This is a genomic window from Pyruvatibacter mobilis (assembly GCF_012848855.1).
GTDB lineage: Bacteria > Pseudomonadota > Alphaproteobacteria > CGMCC-115125 > CGMCC-115125 > Pyruvatibacter > Pyruvatibacter mobilis.
On record NZ_CP051630.1, the window covers coordinates 792,027 to 808,895 of the forward strand.

The 16,869-nt window shown below is 64.5% G+C and carries 16 protein-coding genes; 5 read left to right on the forward strand and 11 right to left on the reverse strand.

Going from position 1 to position 16,869, the window contains the following annotated elements; all coding sequences use genetic code 11:
* Positions 1-4 precede the first annotated feature (4 nt).
* Positions 5-991 (forward strand): threonine ammonia-lyase, encoded by a 987-nt coding sequence (locus tag HG718_RS03640; RefSeq protein WP_244624777.1) that lies wholly within the window; start codon positions 5-7, stop codon positions 989-991.
* On the opposite strand, the gene HG718_RS03645 is transcribed toward HG718_RS03640, so the two are convergent.
* A complete protein-coding gene (locus tag HG718_RS03645) occupies positions 988-1,503 on the reverse strand; it encodes a protein phosphatase CheZ (RefSeq protein ID WP_160588594.1) in 516 nt (171 codons plus the stop codon). The two genes, HG718_RS03640 and HG718_RS03645, sit on opposite strands and share 4 nt — an antisense overlap.
* A 74-nt stretch (positions 1,504-1,577) precedes the next feature.
* Here HG718_RS03645 and HG718_RS03650 point away from each other — a divergent pair, with 74 nt between their 5' ends.
* Entirely contained in the window at positions 1,578-2,195 is a 618-nt protein-coding gene (locus tag HG718_RS03650) for a class I SAM-dependent methyltransferase (RefSeq protein WP_160588593.1), read from the forward strand.
* Here HG718_RS03650 and HG718_RS03655 read toward each other — a convergent pair.
* From HG718_RS03655 to HG718_RS03695, 9 genes are all read right to left on the reverse strand, one after another.
* Positions 2,148-3,281 carry a prenyltransferase/squalene oxidase repeat-containing protein gene (locus HG718_RS03655; RefSeq protein ID WP_188658391.1) on the reverse strand — a complete coding sequence of 378 codons (1,134 nt, stop codon included), beginning with the start codon at positions 3,279-3,281 and terminating at the stop codon, positions 2,148-2,150. The genes HG718_RS03650 and HG718_RS03655 overlap by 48 nt on opposite strands.
* Before the next feature lie 17 nt (positions 3,282-3,298).
* Positions 3,299-4,015, reverse strand: coding sequence for a class I SAM-dependent methyltransferase (locus HG718_RS03660; RefSeq protein WP_027841306.1), 717 nt, complete (start codon positions 4,013-4,015; stop codon positions 3,299-3,301).
* The gene (locus tag HG718_RS15630) at positions 3,987-5,324 is read right to left on the reverse strand and encodes a glycosyltransferase family 4 protein (protein ID WP_244617780.1); all 1,338 of its coding nucleotides are present in this window, start codon (positions 5,322-5,324) and stop codon (positions 3,987-3,989) included. Before HG718_RS15630 ends, HG718_RS03660 begins: the two co-directional genes overlap by 29 nt.
* 294 nt (positions 5,325-5,618) lie before the next feature.
* On the reverse strand, positions 5,619-5,990 hold the full coding sequence (locus HG718_RS03670) for a hypothetical protein (RefSeq protein WP_027841307.1): 372 nt from the start codon (positions 5,988-5,990) through the stop codon (positions 5,619-5,621).
* Between the two features lie 91 nt (positions 5,991-6,081).
* Complete coding sequence (locus HG718_RS03675) at positions 6,082-6,510, reverse strand: YybH family protein (RefSeq protein WP_027841308.1); 429 nt, start codon at positions 6,508-6,510, stop codon at positions 6,082-6,084.
* A 42-nt stretch (positions 6,511-6,552) separates the two neighbouring features.
* Entirely contained in the window at positions 6,553-7,548 is a 996-nt protein-coding gene (locus HG718_RS03680; RefSeq protein WP_160588592.1) for an alpha/beta fold hydrolase, read from the reverse strand.
* Positions 7,549-7,806: 258 nt separating this feature from the next.
* On the reverse strand, positions 7,807-8,238 hold the full coding sequence (locus HG718_RS03685) for a hypothetical protein (protein WP_027841310.1): 432 nt from the start codon (positions 8,236-8,238) through the stop codon (positions 7,807-7,809).
* Between the two features lie 639 nt (positions 8,239-8,877).
* A complete protein-coding gene (locus HG718_RS03690) occupies positions 8,878-10,635 on the reverse strand; it encodes a class I adenylate-forming enzyme family protein (RefSeq protein WP_160588590.1) in 1,758 nt (585 codons plus the stop codon).
* 157 nt (positions 10,636-10,792) lie between these two features.
* On the reverse strand, positions 10,793-11,170 hold the full coding sequence (locus HG718_RS03695; protein ID WP_160588589.1) for a DUF423 domain-containing protein: 378 nt from the start codon (positions 11,168-11,170) through the stop codon (positions 10,793-10,795).
* A 79-nt stretch (positions 11,171-11,249) separates the two neighbouring features.
* Between HG718_RS03695 and HG718_RS03700 the strand changes: the two genes are divergently transcribed.
* The 3 genes from HG718_RS03700 to HG718_RS03710 all read left to right on the forward strand — a co-directional run bounded on the left by HG718_RS03700 (position 11,250) and on the right by HG718_RS03710 (position 14,381).
* A complete protein-coding gene (locus HG718_RS03700) occupies positions 11,250-12,422 on the forward strand; it encodes an MFS transporter (RefSeq protein ID WP_160588588.1) in 1,173 nt (390 codons plus the stop codon).
* Complete coding sequence (locus HG718_RS03705) at positions 12,415-13,296, forward strand: TauD/TfdA dioxygenase family protein (protein WP_170080180.1); 882 nt, start codon at positions 12,415-12,417, stop codon at positions 13,294-13,296. Before HG718_RS03700 ends, HG718_RS03705 begins: the two co-directional genes overlap by 8 nt.
* A 74-nt stretch (positions 13,297-13,370) precedes the next feature.
* A complete protein-coding gene (locus tag HG718_RS03710) occupies positions 13,371-14,381 on the forward strand; it encodes a zinc-dependent alcohol dehydrogenase family protein (RefSeq protein WP_160588587.1) in 1,011 nt (336 codons plus the stop codon).
* Between the two features lie 27 nt (positions 14,382-14,408).
* Here the strand turns inward: HG718_RS03710 and HG718_RS03715 are convergent, their stop codons facing one another.
* Positions 14,409-16,748 (reverse strand): CHASE2 domain-containing protein, encoded by a 2,340-nt coding sequence (locus HG718_RS03715; RefSeq protein WP_160588586.1) that lies wholly within the window; start codon positions 16,746-16,748, stop codon positions 14,409-14,411.
* Positions 16,749-16,869: the final 121 nt, after the last annotated feature.

Sequence of the window (16,869 nt, forward strand, 5' to 3'; positions counted from 1 at the left end):
GGAAGTGGCCCAGGCAACGGATGTGCAATTCGCGGATGTGGAGGCCGCTGCGCGGGGATTGGCGGGCAACGCGGTGCGGACGCCGCTGGTGCGCAATGCGGTGCTTGATGCGCGGCTTGGCGGGCGCGTCTTTCTCAAATGTGAGAGCCTTCAGCATATCGGTGCCTTCAAGTTCCGTGGGGCTTTCTGGGCCCTTGCCTGCCTTGACGACGATGTGCGCTCCCGTGGCGTGGTAGCCTGGTCGAGCGGCAACCACGCTCAGGGCGTGGCGATGGCGGCGCAGCGGTTCGGTGTGCCTACCACCATCGTGATGCCGCATGACGCGCCCGCCCTCAAGCGGGACAGGACGCGGCGCTTCGGGGCCGAGGTGGTAGGGTATGACCGTGCCACCGAAAGCCGGGAGGACATCGCCTGTGCCATCGCTAACAGGGAAGGGCGGGCGGTTGTTCCACCCTTCGATCACCCGCATGTCATCGCGGGTCAGGGCACGGTGGGGCTTGAGATCGTGCAGCAACTCACAGAGCTGGGCGAGACACCGGACCAGGTGGTGGTGCCCTGTGGCGGCGGCGGGCTGACAGCGGGTGTGGCAACGGCGATGAAACATCTGCACCCGGCCGCGCGCATCTATATCGCCGAGCCTGAAGGGTTCGACGACACCACGCGGTCGCTGCGGTCCGGCCAGCGGGAGAAATCCGTGCCCGGCGCATCATCCATCTGTGACGCGCTGCTTGTGGAGACGCCGGGCGAGCTCACCTTTGTCATCAATCACCGGCTGGTGGCAGGCGGCATGGCTGTGGGGGACGAGGAGGTGAGGGCGGCAATGCGCTTTGCCTTCACCGAGCTCAAACTCGTGCTTGAGCCGGGCGGGGCCATTGCGCTTGCGGCGCTGCTGGCAGGGCGCCTTGAAACGAAAGGGGCCTGCACCGTCGCCGTACTGAGCGGCGGCAATGCAGACCCCGGTCTATTTTCGGAGATCGTGTCGGCGGATTAGCCGAACAGGGCGTCCACGGCAGCCTGGTCGATACCTTCGCCTTCCTTGGCGGGGCCATTGAGCAGGTGGGCGTCGGGGCGGGTGTCGCCCTCATATTCGCCCAGCAGGTCGCCGGTGGCGCGCTCCAGTTCCTTCAGGACGGCAACAACCTTGCTTATGCGCTGGCCGGTGATGTCCTGGAACGAGCAGGCGGTAAAGATCTCGGCTGTCAGTTCACCGATGATTTCAGCTTCGGCCATGGCGGCAGGGCTGCCATCGTCAAGTGCTGCCACGCGGGTGGCGACACCATCCATGGTTTCAGCGGCTTCCAGAATGGCGGACGTTGCGCCCTCGGTGGCGGCGACGATGGCGTCGAGCTCGCCGGTGGCTTCTTCAACGCGTGCACCCGTCGTTGCGGGATCTGACAGCGAAGCGATTTCCTTGCGCGTCGTGGCGATGCTATTACTCATCGCCTCGAGGTGAGCGCGGATTTTTGCGAGTTTTTCCTCAGCGCTGTTCTTGCTCTGCGGCATCACGAACGTCCTGTTGTTTCCCAAGTTCAAGGGCCAGTGTGCCGAAGCGAAGTTTCCAAATAATTGAGACAGCCATGGTTGATTTACCTTTGGACATAAGCGCCGTTAAGGGTTTTCTGGCGCAGGCCGAAGGCGAGGCGCTGTATGAAAGTGCGCGGAAATCCGCCGCGCTCGGGCCGGTGCTGGAAATCGGCAGCTATTGCGGCAAGTCCACCGTTTACCTTGGCCTCGGTGCACGCGAAGGCGGCGGGCAGGTTCTGGCGGTGGATCATCATCGCGGATCGGAGGAGAACCAGCCCGGGCAGATGTTCCATGACCCGGACCTGGCGGACGGCCATGGCGGGATTGATACGCTGCCGCATTTCCGCAAGACGATGCGGGATGCGGGCCTTGAGGACGTGGTGATCCCGGTCGCAACGTCGGCCCGGCATTTTGCGCATGTGTGGCAGCAGCCGCTGGGCATGGTGTTCATCGATGGCGGGCATACGCTGGATGCGGCGCTTGCGGATTACCGCCTCTATGCGCCCAAGGTCGCGCCGGGCGGCATCCTGGCGATCCACGATGTTCATCCGGACCCGGAAACAGGCGGGCGGCCGCCTTATGAGGTCTATGAGCTGGCGCTCGCCTCGGGGCTGTTCAAAGGGCTAGCGCTTGTTGAGACGCTGGCGCTGCTTGAGCGTCTCGACGCCTGACACTTCCGGCAGGGTGTGATCCACCAGCGCGTTGCAGGCAGCTGTCGTCTGGGTGATGGCATCGGCTGCGAGGATCACGGCCCCGGCGGTCCAGGCCGGCTTCTCGGCGGGCCAGGGCTGGTTCACTTCCGTCTGCAGGCCCATCCAGTAGGCGCCTTCGTCGTCGCGCTGCTGGTGCTGCCAGGCGAGCATCTGTTCGGCGCGCTTGCGGTCACCCATGGAGAGCAGGGCCATGCACAGCTCGGCGGATTCAGCGACGGTGATCCACGGCTCATGCACCACGCAGCGGCAACCGACGCCGTCCTGCACGAACTCGTCCCAGCGGGAGGCGATCTTGGCGCGGGCGGCATCACCCGTCAGCACACCGCCGAGGACCGGGTAGTACCATTCCATGGAGAAATGATCCTTCGGGTCCCAGGTGCGGTCGAAGCGGTGGGGTTTGGTGCGCAGGGCATCGCCCAGGGCCTCGCGGGAGGCGACCCACAGGCGGGCATGATCGTCATGGCCCAGGGTGGCGGCGATGTGGGCTGCGTGCTCGAAGCTCTTGTGGATCGAGCAGGAGGCGGTGATCAGCGCGTCGTCCGGCGTGTCGGTGTCGCGGGCGGCCCAGCGGATGTCGCCATGCTCGGTCTGGTGATCGACGATGAAGTGGAAGGCGCGCTCCAGCGTCGGCCAGAACTCTTCCAGAAAGCCGCGGTCTTCCGTCAGCAGGTAGTGGTGCCAAAGGCCGGTGGCGATATAGGCGGCGCAATTTGTATCGCGCTCATAGGTGCCGGCTTCCTCGTCGCCGCCGGTATAGCGCTGCTCTTCCTCGTCCATGGGAACGGCAGAGCCCATCTGCATCCACCAGGAGCCGTCTTCAAGCTGGGTGTCGATGAGGTGGCGATAGGCCTTCACGGCTTCTTCGCGGTAGCCCAGCACGTCCAGACCCATGGCTGCTTCTACATGGTTCCACGGGTCGAAGACGCCGCCGTCGAACCAGGGGATCGAGCCGTCATCCCGCTGCAGGCTGAGAATGCGGCGCACGGCGCCGTCGAAATAGCCTTCGGGGATACGCGAGCCTTTGGTGAGGTGCAGGGTACTCAAGTGGTCACTCCGGGCGGTCAGGCGGATTTGTGGAAATACATCACCACGCTCTTGCCCATCAGCGGATCGGCGATCTTTTCAAGCAGGCGGGTGAGGAGTGGACGCTTGACGATGTCCCAGGCGAGGAACGAATGGTAGAGCTTCACCGCCCAGTTATCGTCGTCGCGTACGCCGACGGCGCAGCGGATCCACCAATAGGGGGAGTGCAGGCCGTGCGCCCAGTGGCGCTTGAGGAAGTTCAGGCCTTGCGCCTCGACGGCACCGCGCAGCTGGCTTTCGCGGAAGATGCGTACATGGCCGCCGGGGGTGTTGTGGTAGTCCTCCGACAGCGCCCAGCAGATGCGCTCCGGCCAGTAGCGCGGCACGGACACACCGAAAAATCCGCCGGGCTTGAGCACGCGGTTGATCTCTTTCACCGCGCCCAGATAATCAGGGATGTGCTCCAGCACTTCGGAACAGATCACCTTGTCGAAGGTGTTGTCGGCGAAGGGCAGCTTCAGCGCGTCGCCGACGGAAAAGCCGAAGGAGCGGGTGCTGGAGGGATCAAGGTCCGGGAAATCGAGGAAGCCCTGGCGGGCCTTCTGCACATCCTGGAACAGCAGGTCGACGCCGACGGCCTGGATCTTTTCCTTGGCGAAATAGACGGCATGCATGTGCCGTCCTTCGCCGCAGCCAAGGTCCAGAACGCGGTCGCCTTCCTGAAGGTTAAGCCTGGCGAAGTCGACCGTGCGCACTGTTGATGGTCTCCAGATAGATCTTTTCGAGGTTCTCGGCGGTGCGGCTCCACTGGAACTCGCGCAGGATGCGGTCGCGGCCGGCAGCGCCGACGCGGTCCCGCAGGTCCTTGTCATCGAGAAGGGTGGAGATGGCCTTGGCCAGCGCCTCCGGGTTGGAATTGGGTACCACCATGGCGGCATCGCCGGCGACTTCCGGAAGCGAGCCGCCATCGGTGGAGATCACCGGGGCGCCGCAGGCCATGGCCTCACCGCACGGGAAGCCGAAGCCTTCATAGACTGATGGCGAGATGGCGATGGTTGCTTCCGCATACATGCGGGTGATGTCTTCGTCGGTGAGGCCGCCGGAGACGAATTTCACCTTGTCCTTGATGCCGCGGCGCTCAAGCTCGCGCGAGGTGTTGCCTTCGCGCAGGGAGCCGATGACGACGAGTTCAAGGTCCGGGTATTTCGGCAGCAGCTGATCGTAGGCGCGGATCAGATAGATCAGGCCCTTCAGGGGCACGTCAGCGCTGGCACAGGCGATAAGGCGGTTCGGCTTGCGCTCGATCTCCGGCATGGGACGCCATTGCTCGGTGTCGATGCCGTGATAGCAGAGCTGCAGCCTGTTCGGGTCGAGGCCGAAATCCTTCGACACGTCATGCAGGGTGGACTTGGATACCACGATCAGGTCTTCCAGCTCGCGGGCGACCTTGATCTGCATGTTGAGGAAGGAATACCAGCGCCACTTCAAGAAGGCGTAGAACGGGTTGGGCGCGTGCTTGATGTCGATGCGCCGGTCACGGGTGATGGGGTGATGGATCGTGCCCAGCACCGGCATGCCCATGTCGCGCATCTTCAAAAGGCCCCAGCACAGGGTCTGGTTGTCGTGCACGATGTCGTAGTCGTTGACGCGGGTGCGGGCCCAGCGCGCCATGCGCTCGCCGAAGGTGTAGGGCTCCGGGAAGCCGCCGGAATTGTGCAGCCACCATTCCTTCACATCCAGCCCGTCGCGGATCTTGCCGGACCACAGCGCCTTGATCGGGTGCGGATCGGCATAGAGGTCGAGCGACGGCATCTTGATGAGGCGGCAGCGCGGGTCCAGCACCGGGTAGGGCTGGCCGGAGATGACGTCGATCTCGTGGCCGCGATCCGCCAGCGCCTTCGTGATCAGGCGCATATAGACGCCCTGACCGCCGGTGGTGGGGTTCGAGCGGTAGCTCGGCATCAGCATGCGAAGGGGGCGGTCGATGCCGGGGCGGGCGCGCTGGTCGACAGGGTCGCGCGGCTCGAACTCGGGCATCTCAGCGCGCGTCAGCGCCTGGCTCATATGGCCTTACTCCTCACGGCGGCGCGTCGCCGGTGCCTTCCAAAGGGAACGGGCAGGCGCCGCTTACAAATATCTGGCGGGAAAACCCACGAAAAAAGAAAACATGCCAAGGGATCAACGCTGCTTTGGCGTGAATGGCCAAGGCGAATATCCGGCATGTTGCGGCGGGATCATACCGATGTGGGGGGCAGACGCCAAGTCAGCTTACAAAACGGTCAGGAAGCAGCCGTGGCGCTGCGTCCGGCCTTGAAACCTGCTCCAAACCCGGCCCCAAACCTGGCTGACTTCAGGGCGTCAGGCTGCCTGGTCGCCCAGGAAATAGCGGACGAGATCCACATAATCGAAAATCAGCGACACCAGGATCGTTGCGCCGAGGACGATGAAGTAGCGGCCGGTCCAGGTGCCGGCGGAGAAATGGCCGCGCCGATGCCACAGATAGGCGAGCAGGGGCGTCCAGATGAGGATGTGCGACAGGCCGAGAATGCGGGTGTAGCCGTAGGTCTCGTAGAGGAACGACATGAAAACGATGTTGACCAACCAGGCCGCCAGCACCCAGCGGGCCTCCACCCGGTGAAACACGAACAGGATGGACGCGGTGTTGAGCACCATCATCCAGTAGACCCAGGCCTGCAGCAGCGGGCCCTCGCGGGCGATATCTTCCATCATTGGTCCGTTCCCCCATTTGATTGCCCGGCGCCTTGCTTACCGGTCAGTTGCCCGACGGCTCAGTTGCCCGACGGCTCAGTTGCCCGACGGCTCAGTTGATGGTGTCGGGGCCGTCATCGTCTTCTTCCGCCGGCGGATCATTGGCCGGGCCGGCCTGGTGGTGCACCAGCCGCCAGCCGCCGTCTTTCTCACGGCGGAAGATGTTGGTCGCCAGCAGGAAATCGCCGCCGATGCGTTCGTAGCAAGTCACAATTCCGACAGCGCCGTCGCCGTCCGGTCCCGCGCCGTGGATCGCCACCTCGGCGGCGGCGGGTGTAATGGCGGGCGGGGCGGGGCCGTCGAAGATCGCCTGGAAGGATCCCAGCACCTCCTCTACGCCCACAAGTGGCGCCCAGCCGGGATGCAGGCAGCGGACCGTGTCGTCATGGGCCCAGACATTGGCCATGGCGCGCATGTCCTTGTCCGCGAATGCCCTGTAGAAGGCTTCGTTGGCGAACAGCAGGGCGGCGTGCTGGCTCATCTTTGTGTCTCCCGGTCGGGGGCGTGTGTCCTCATTGCGGGCTCAGCTGCCGGTGCTGAAGCGGCGGGTGAGCCAGTCAGTGATGAGGGCGTTGAGTTCATCCGGCTTTTCAGCCTGCGTCCAGTGACCGCAATCGGCAATGACGTGTTTTTCAAGGTCGGGACAGAACTGCTCCATGCCGTCGGTCAGCTCCGGGCGCAGCACCACGTCATTGGCGGCGGAAATCATAAGGCAGGGCACGTCCACGCGGTCCGGCAGGTTTTCGGAGCGCTGCCAGTTGCGGGTGAAATTGCGGTACCAGTTGAGGCCACCGGTGAACCCCGTGCGGGCAAAGGCGGCCTCATAATAGGCCGCTTCCTCAGGGGTCAGCAGCGCGTCGCCGCCCCATTCGCTCTCCGGCACCTCGAAGAGCTTGGTAAGGGCAAGGTTCTTTGCCGCGTCAGGCGCGGCCTTGTCGAAATCCTCCAGCGTCACGGCGCTCTTGCGATACCAGAAGCGCAGGGATTTCGGGATGTCCTTCCCGAACAGCTCATCGGCCACGCCGGGCTGCTGGAAATAGACGATATACATGTCATCGCCATAGGCCTCGCGCATGGCGGTGATGGGCTCGATGGGCCCGCGCGGGATGAAGGGCGTGTTGACGCCGATGACGCCCGCCACGCGGTCCGGGTGGCGCAGGGGCATCTGCCAGACGACGAAGCCGCCCCAGTCGTGGCCGCAGAAGATAGCCTTGTCGATGCCCATGGCGTCCATCATGGCCACCATGTCACCGGTGAGGTGCTTCATGTCATAGGCCTCGACGCCGTCCGGGATGCGGCCGGTTGCAGCATCCACCGTGCGGCCATAGCCGCGCTGGTCCGGCGCAATGGCGCGGAAGCCCGCAGCGGCCACGGCGGGCAGCTGGTGGCGCCACGAGAAGGCCAGCTCCGGGAAGCCATGGCACATGATGACGGGCAGGCCGGACCCCTGCTCATGGATTGCGAGCTTGAGGCCGTTAGCCTCGACAAAGGTCGGTTCGGGAAAGGCGGGGGAACTCATGGGCTGCAGGCTTCCTGGGCATTGGATCTGTTTTCTGGTGCCGGAAGGCTGCGGGGGCAGGGGGCGTGCGTCAAGCCGCGGATGAGGCGCCCCGTGCGGGGGATTGCGGGTCTCTCATGGGCTGACGCGTGCGCGGCAGGGTGCATTGCCGAGCCCCATAAATGGAAAAACCGGCGGCGCCCCAAAGGGCTCCGCCGGTCTGTCCAGTGCTTCGTCAGCCTATCTGGACTTGGCACTTGGTGGTGCCAACAGTTCCTTTCAGCCGCGACGACGCGTCGTCGTCTTCCGCGCAGCCGTCTTCTTCTTGGCTGCGGGACGCTTGGCGGCCGTCTTCTTCTTCGCGGTGGTCTTCTTCTTCACCGCGGCCTTCTTCTTGGCGGCAGGGCGCTTGGCAGCCGTTTTCTTCTTCGCGGCGGTCTTCTTCTTCACCGCGGTTTTCTTCTTGGCGGCGGGGCGCTTGGCAGCCGTTTTCTTCTTAACGGCGGTCTTCTTCTTCGCAGCCGTCTTCTTCTTGGCTGCGGGGCGCTTGGCCGCCGTCTTCTTCTTCGCGGTGGTCTTCTTCTTCACCGCGGCTTTCCGCTTCGGTGCCGCCTTCTTCACGGTCTTTTTGGCCGTGGTCTTCTTAGCGGTGGTTTTCTTCTTCGCCGTCGTCTTCTTCTTGGCGGCGGTCTTCTTCTTAGCAACTGCCATTGGGTCCTCTCCCACTTAAAAGTCTCGTGTCACCCCAGAACACAGGTAGCTGGTGGCGTCTTGCCGGGTATTCCGGCCCATGGGCCGACAACTTCCAGATGAAGACGCACGCCGGCGTAAGCGAATAACGCACAAGGACGAGTAAGTGCTTGTGGTTAACAGAGTGTTATTCGTTGCGGGCGTTTCGCAAGCAGGTGCAAGGGGTTAGAGCGTTTGCAGGCGGCTTTGCAGTGCATTGCGGATGCTGCGCGGCAGGTGGAATGCATCTGCATTGGTGCTCGACTTGAGGTGCCGGGTGCGAGTGTTGCCATTCCTCTGTGTGCGGAGGAAAAACGCGCAAAGGCAGCAAAACACTGGCGTTCACGCAAATGCGATCTCGCGGGAGCGGCGTCCCTGTGGATCAAATCCGGGGCTAAGGCCTTGGCTGCGCTGCGGCATTCAAAAGCTATGCACAGGGCTGTGGCGCAGATGCATCACTTGTTTTGCCAAAACGCGTGTTGCCGCATCGGGGTGCGTATTGCAGCGCGCCTTTTTGCATTTTGACGTGAATTGATTCGCACGCATGTGCACGGCAGCGCGCAAAACAAACGGCGCGGCAGATGACTGCCGCGCCGCGTTGTCGTTCGAATGGGAAGGGGATCAGACGAGACCCCACTCCTCGCGCAGCTGACGCTTCAGGATCTTGCCGTTGGCATTGCGTGGCAGCGGCTCTGTGCGCAGCTCGATCTTCACCGGCACCTTGAAGGCTGCGAGATGCTGACGGACATAGGTCTGCAGATCACCTTCGGTAACGCTGGAACCCGGCGTGACCTGGACCACCGCGCCGACTTCTTCGCCCAACACCTTGTGGGGGATGCCGATGACGGCGGCGTCCATCACGTCCGCATGGGAATAAAGGGCGTCTTCCACTTCCACGCAGTACACGTTCTCACCACCGCGGATGAGCATGTCCTTGGCGCGGTCGAGGATGTAGATGAAGCCTTCCTCGTCGATGCGGGCGAGGTCGCCGGTGTGCAGCCAGCCATCGGTGAAGCTTTCAGCGGTTGCTTCCGGCTTGTTCCAATAGCCCTTCACGACGTTGGGGCCGTAGATCCACAGTTCACCGACAGACCCGGTCGGCAGTTCGTTGCCGTTTTCGTCCACGACCTTGGCGTCGCAGACCGGCAGCACAGGGCCGCAGCTTTCGGGCTTGGCCTGGTACTCAAAGCCCGCGTTCTGGCTCGAGGCGGCCGAGGTTTCGGTGAGACCGTACCCATTGGCGGCGGAAGAGGCGGGGAACAGGGTCTTGATCTTCTGCACCAGTTCAGGCGCGGCCGGCGCACCGCCATACCCGACGGAGACGACGCTGGAGGTGTCGTACTTGTCGAAGTCCGGATGCTCGACCACCTGCCACACCATGGCGGGCACGCCGCCGAAGGAGTTGATCTTCTCGCGCTCGATGAGTTCCAGCGCGCGGGTGGGGTCCCACTTGAACATCATCACCAGCTTGTTGCCGGAGGTGAGGTTGCCGCACAGGATGGCGTGCAGGCCCGTTGCGTGGAACAGCGGCACGGACAGAAGCATGGACCGCTTGGGCATGTTCTCCGGGTCCGGCAGGGGCTGGCCGTAGCGCAGCAACTGACGCACCGGCGCGATGCCGAGGCCGACGACGTTGCCGCAGATATTGCGCTGGGTGCCAAGCGCGCCCTTGGGGCGGCCGGTGGTGCCGGAGGTGTACATGATGGTGGCGTCGTCCTCGGGGTCGAGGGCAACGTCCGGCATGTCCTGCTCCGGCAGCTTGGCGTAATCCGCATGCGGGCACAGCACCTCTTCGAAGCGCTCAACCGTGGCATCGGTGTCCGGCAGCTTCGAGGCGCGGGCGGCGATCACGGACTTGATGCCCAGGCGCTTGGCGAAGGGCGTAATGGAGAAGGCGCGTTCCTCGTCCACGAAGACGATGGAAGTGCCTGAATCCTCGAGGCCGTATTCCAGTTCCTCGCCGGTCCACCAGGAATTGAGCGGCACCATGACGGCGCCGATGATGGCGCCGGCGAAAAACGCGATCGGCCATTCGGGGTAGTTGCGCATGGCGATGGCCACGCGGTCACCCTTCTGGACGCCGTACTTGTCCTTGAGGATGTGCGACAGCGCGATGGCGGCCTTGTGGAACTCCGCATAGGTCATGCGGTCGTCTTCATAGACAACGAATTCCTGGTCACCGTGATCCTTCACGACCGAGAACAGCTCGCGCAGGTTCTGCTTGGCTTCCTTCCAGACCCGCATCTTGAGGCCACGGACCTCAGTCTCTTCCATTGCGAAGGGGGTGCCGGGGGACGTCATCAGCGCATGGGCGTCCGCGACGCTCATGATCGGCTCGGACGGAACTTCCGGGGCTGCGGTTTCGGCGGCTTCACTCATGCCTATCTCCCTGAAAAAACACACTAATTTCGCGGAAAACGCCCGCGATTTTGCGCGGACCATATACAAAGATGACGTGGGAGTCATCGGGTATGGCGCAACTACGCAGCCTGAAGCTGCTCCGGGCGGGGCAGGCGGCGGCGAAAGCCTTTTGGAATCAGGCCTTAAATCTGACCGCGGTCCAGAAAAGGGCCGCCCAGCCGATCAGAAAGGCGACGCCGCCCACGGGCGTCAGCATCACCAGCGCGCGGCTTTCGGTCAGCCCATAGACATAGAGCGTGCCGGAGAACAGCAGGATGCCGGCAAGGAAAGCCCACCCGGCCAGGGTGACGCTGGCCTGGCTGATGGCTGAGTGGCTTGTGAGCCAGGCAACGGCAATGAGCGCGAGCGCATGAAACATGTGGTAGCGCGCGCCGGTCTCGAAGGCGGCAAGAGCCCGCTCAGCGACGCGGCCTTCAAGGCCGTGCGCGGCGAAGGCCCCCGCCATGACCGCGATGAAGCCGTTGAGGGCGGCGAGGGCAAGCCAGAGTTTCATGAGGCGAGGTCTTTCAATCAAAGTCAGAGGGCGCGTGTGGCTGATTGCGGCGGATGAAAATACCGCCTAAGGCAAAATAATGACCATGTCGCTTGAGCAGCGCTATGCCTTTGCCTATGGGGCCATCTTCCTCGCCATGGGCACGTTCCTGCCGTACTTCCCGGTATGGCTGAAGAGCCATGGGCTGAGTGCCTATGAGATCGGGCTGCTGCTGGGCATTTCCGGTGTGGTGCGCATTGCCACCATGCCGGTGATTGCCTATCTGGCTGACCGGGCCGGCCAGCCGGTGTTTACCCTGCGGCTGCTGACCCTCGTGGCGCTGGTGTGCAATTGCGCCTATCTGGCCACCGGCAGCTTCTGGCCGATCCTTGCGGTGCTGATGGTGATGACGGTGGTGGGGCCGCCGATCATGCCGATGACAGACGCGCTGGCGATGCGCGACAGCGAGGCGGGCAAACTCTCCTATGGGCGGGCGCGGGCCTGGGGCTCGGTGGCTTTCATCATCGCCAATTTGGTGGTGGGCGGGCTGCTGGGCAGTCTTGGTGCCAATGTGGTGATCTGGACGGTGATTGGCGCAGGCGTGTTCAACTTCATTGCCTATCTCCTGCTCACCGATGCGCCGGATACGGAGCGTCAGGTCGGCGGTGTGGGGCGGGTGGATATCGCGAGCGCCGTGCGGCTCGTGCGGTCGCCGGTCTTCCTGCTGTTTGCCTTTGCCTCTGCCGGGGTGCAGGCGACGCACGCGGTCTACTACGCCTTCGGCACGCTGCACTGGCAGGCACTCGGGCTGAGTGACAGCGTGATCGGTGCGCTGTGGGCGTGGGCCGTCGTGGTCGAGGTTGCCCTGTTGTGGCAGGCAGCGCCGATCGTCAGGCGGGTGAGCCCGGCGCTGCTTATCCTGCTGGGAGCCGGGGCGGCGGTCGTGCGCTGGACGGTGATGGCGGTTGATCCGCCGTTCTGGTCGTTGCCGCTGTTGCAATGCCTGCATGCGATGACCTTTGGGCTGGCGCATCTGGGCATCATGCAGTTTCTCGTGCGGGCGGTGCCGCCGGGGCTCGCCTCCACCGCGCAGAGCGTCTATTCGGCGCTTGCGGGCGGTGTCGTGATGGCGGGGGCAACCTTCCTGGCAGGGCGTCTTTATGGCGATCACGGTGGGGTGACCTATCTTGCGATGACGGCCCTAGCTGTGCTTGCTTGCGGCGCGGCCTTGCTTGGCCACCGGACATGGAATGGAGAGCGGATCGATGGGTGATCCTGCAACGAAACTGGATTTGCCTTTCGAGGTGGTGCCGACGGGCGCTGCTGTCGGCGCGGAGATCAGCGGGCTTGATGTGCGGGCCCTTGATGACGCGACGTTTTCTGCCCTGCGGCAGGCCTGGCTTGAGCACAAAGTGCTGCTGTTCCGCGGCCAGGACCTGACCGACGACGACCTTGTGACCTTCGCCGGTCGCTTCGGGGCGCTTGATCTGGCCCCGGCCAGCGCGACCGACGATGTGGGCGCGCAGGAAAAGTCGCGGCCGGAAGTGTGGATCATTTCCAACGTTGTGGAAGAGGGCAAACCCATCGGTGCGCTTGGCTCGGATGAAGCCGAGTGGCACACCGACATGTCCTATGTGGATGAGCCGCCGATGGCGAGCGTGCTCTATTCGCTGGAGATCCCGCCTGCGGGTGGTGACACCAGCTTCGCCAATATGGAACTGGCGCTGGCGGAGCTGCCGGCCGATTTGCGTGCGCGGATTGAAGGGCGCACCGCCAATCATGACTCGAGCTATACGAGTGTCGGAGAACTGCGCAAGGGCGCTGCGCCTGTCACTGATGTGACCAGGGCGCCAGGCGCGCGGCACCCGGTGATCCGTACCCATCCTGAAACGGGCGTGCCGTCCCTTTATCTCGGACGCCGCCGCAACGGGTGGATCGTGGACATGGACGTTGCGGACAACGAAGCGCTGCTGGACGCGCTGTGGGCCCATTGCGCTGACCCGCGTTTTGCGTGGACGCATCAGTGGCGGACTGGCGATCTGCTGATCTGGGACAATCGCAGCCTCAATCACAGGCGTGATGCGTTTGACCCGGCGTCACGGCGGGTGATGCATCGCTGCCAGATCAAGGGTGACGTGCCGCGCTGAAGACGGCTGCCGCCGCCACCAGACAACACTTTCAAACGATAATCGGCAAACGGACTAACGGGGAGGCACGCATCATGCGGGCAATGGAAATTCGCGGGGCCTACGGGCTGGAGAACCTGGCACTGGCGGAACGGGATGTTCCCAAGGCGGGGCCGGGGCAGATCGTTGTGCGGCTGAAGGCGGCCTGCCTCAACTATCGTGATCTTGCGACGGTGATGGGCATGGGCGGGCAGTATCCGCTGCCGCTGGTGCCGCTGTCCGACAGTGCGGGTGAGGTCGTGGAGGCCGGCGAGGGCGTGAGCCGCGTTGCGGTGGGTGACCGGGTGTGCCCGATCTTCTTTCCCACCTGGCACGCGGGCGGGCCGACCGTCGAGGGCCTGTCCAAGGCGCTCGGCGGCACGCTGGACGGCTGCGCGCAGGATTATCTGCTGATCGGCGAAGACGGTGTGGTGAAGCTGCCGGACTATCTGTCGGACATGGAAGCGGCGATGCTGCCTTGCGCGGCGCTGACCGCATGGCGGGCGCTGATTGTCGAAGGCAATCTCAAGGCAGGCGACACGGTGCTGGTGCAGGGCACCGGCGGTGTCTCGATCTTTGCGCTGCAGTTCGCCAAGGCGGCGGGCGCGCGGGTGATCATTACCTCGTCGTCGGATGAAAAGCTCGAGCGCGCCAAGGCGCTGGGGGCGGACCACACGATCAACTATTCGCAGACCAAGGACTGGGGCCGCGCGGCGCGCGGGTTCACCGGCAGTGTGGGCGTTGACCACGTCGTGGAAGTCGGCGGGGCGGAAACCTTCACCCAGTCACTGGCCGCGATCCGCGTCGGCGGGCATATCGCGGTGATCGGGCTTCTGTCCGGCGTGGTGAAGGACATGAATGTCGCGACGATGTTCTCGCAGAATGCCCGCATCCACGGCATCACCGTGGGCAGCCGCGCACATTTCGAGGACATGCTGAAGGCAATGGCCCTGCATGAAATCCGCCCGGTGATCGACAGCACCTATGGTCTGGAAGAGCTGCAGGCGGGGCTGGGGCACATGGGCGCTGCGGGCCATTTCGGCAAGATCGGCATCGAGATCGCCTAGACCCGTCCGGCTGGACGGGGCGGGCATTCAGACCGGGGCTTCACCGAGGTCGGCGGCCTCGGGCTTGCCGATGGCAACCTTTGATTTGGCCGGCGCCAGCAGGTCGGCGATCTCGTGGACGCCGTTCCAGTCTTTGTCGGGCGGGGACTGCTCGAGCCGGTCGATACGCTCCTCATACAGATCATACAGCGTCGGGATGGCGCCGGAGAGCTTGCGGCATTCGGCGATGACGAGGCGGGCGGCGGCCCAGTCGCGGGCGCGGTAGGCCTTGAACAGGGCCTCATGCGCCTCGTGCAGGGCGCGGAACTTGGGGTTGGCACCCATGATGGGGTCACCCAGCAGGGCATAGACGCGCCAGGGGTCGATGCGGCCGTCGAGGCGGAGCTGATCGATCTCCAGCAGCGCGAACTTGTCCTTCACCCGGTCACGTGCCTCTGCGCCAACAATGATGGCCGGGCCGTAGCGGCGGGAGAGCCGCTGCAGGAGCTGCGCTTCGTTGACCGCGCCGCCGATGGCGGAGAAATCATAGACATTACCGGAGCCCAGATTGCCGACAACAGCATCGCCGCGTTCGATGCCGATGCTCATGGATACGGGGATGAACGGGCGGTGGGCGCGGCGGGCGTCGCGCTCGAGGTCACGGTTGACGGGCTCAAGCTCGGCGACCATGCGCAGGGCGGCCTGGCAGGCCTGGACTGTGTGGCCCTCGCGGGCGACGGGGGCATTCCACAGCGCATTCATGCCGCCGCCGACGAAGCGGTCGACCATGCCGTCGTGACGCAGCACGCAGCGGGTCAGCGGCTCGTGGATGTTGGTGATGAGGCTTGCGAGCCCTGACGCGTCCGGGCCGAAGGGCTCGGCAACACGGTGGAAGCCGCGCACATCGGCGGACAGCGCGGTCACCGGTGTGAAGCGGCCTTCCGGTGCGGCGAGGGCAGGTTCGCGCACGAGCGCCGAAATGTGCTTCGGCGCCAACCGGTCGGTGAACTGGGCGCGGACGAATTTTTCGGTGGCGTTGCGGCGGGTGAGGTTCATCACCGCGCCGAGCGTGAAGATGGCCATGAGGCCGATCACCGGCAGCGCCGGATCGACAAGCCAGAGCTTTGTGGTGAAGGCGAACCAGCCGGCCCAGACAGCACCGGTGACGGCTATGGCGGTGAACAGGGCGGCCCAGAGCGTGCCGTAGCTGATGAGCAGGGCGAGCAGGGCGACACCGGCGACGAGCAGGAAGACCTGTTCAGCGGGCAGGGCCCAGTCCGGCCGCCAGAGATAATGGCCCAGCAGCATCTGCTCGATAGCCTGCAGGTGCGGTTCGACGCGGGGAATGGTGCCCAGCGGGCTGTCGACGAAGGCTTCAGGCCCTTCGACGCTGGCGCTGACGAAGACGATGGCGTCCTTCAGCCGCTCCGCATCCGGATGATCGCCCAGCAGTTTCCAGGCGGGCAGGGCGCGGCTTGCCTGGGTGCGGGTGTAGTGCAGCCACAGGCCGCCATCGGCGTCCGTCGGGAATTCCTTCTGGCCGACGACGATGCGCTGGAGACCCGGGCGGCGGCCAAAGGTGAGATCGGCGTCAGGCTTGGCGACGATGGCGAGGATGCCGCGCGCGCCTTCCGCCACACGGATGGCCTCAAGGGACAGGCCGGGCACGACGGTGCCGGATACCTGTTCCAGCAACGGCACCTGGCGGATCACATTGTCAGCGGCAGGGCCGTCAGACAGGGTGCGGGCACCATTGCCGGAGGCAGCGTCTTCCAGCGATTTGAGGCTGGGGCTCATGCCCTTGCGGACGGGAATGTAGGGGCCGAGATCGCCGCCGCGGGCGGAGACCGGCGTCTTGCGCACGGGGACGAGGCTGTTGGCATCATCCGACAGGGCAAAGGCCGTGACCACCGGACCGCCTGAAATGGCACCGGCAAAGACCGCGTCATGATCCGGCAGGCCGGAGGAGGCTTCTTCCAGGCGGGCGATCTGGTCAAGGTCAAGTTCGGGACGGGCCAGCCATTCCTGCACCGCTTCGCGTGGGGAGGTGGCGTCCGGCCACTCGAACGGGGTTTCGAAGACCACCACGCGCGCGCCCTTGGACAGTGCTTTCTGGGTGACATCGGCGAAGCGGGTGCGCGGCCAAGGCCAGGGGCCCACGCGCTCCAGACTGGGGCGGTCGATGTTCACATACATGACGCCGGTGCCGGTGGAGACAGCGGGATCGCGATAGGGGCGCGGGGCCGTCTGCTGATAGGTGTCGAACACAGCCATGCGGATGGTCGTGGCGATCCGGGCGGGGTCGTATTGCATGACCACGAGCCAGCCGACGAGCGCGATGCCCGCCAGCGCCGCCAGCAGGCGCCGCAATAGCTGAATGGTTCTCATGGTCCTCGGCTGTCCCCGTCTGCCCCGTGGTCAGGCGCATCTGTGCATCAGGCTGCATCACAGCATGACGCGCCTTAACACGGCCTGCACAGCCCACCATGAAACGCCGGAAAATTGGCCC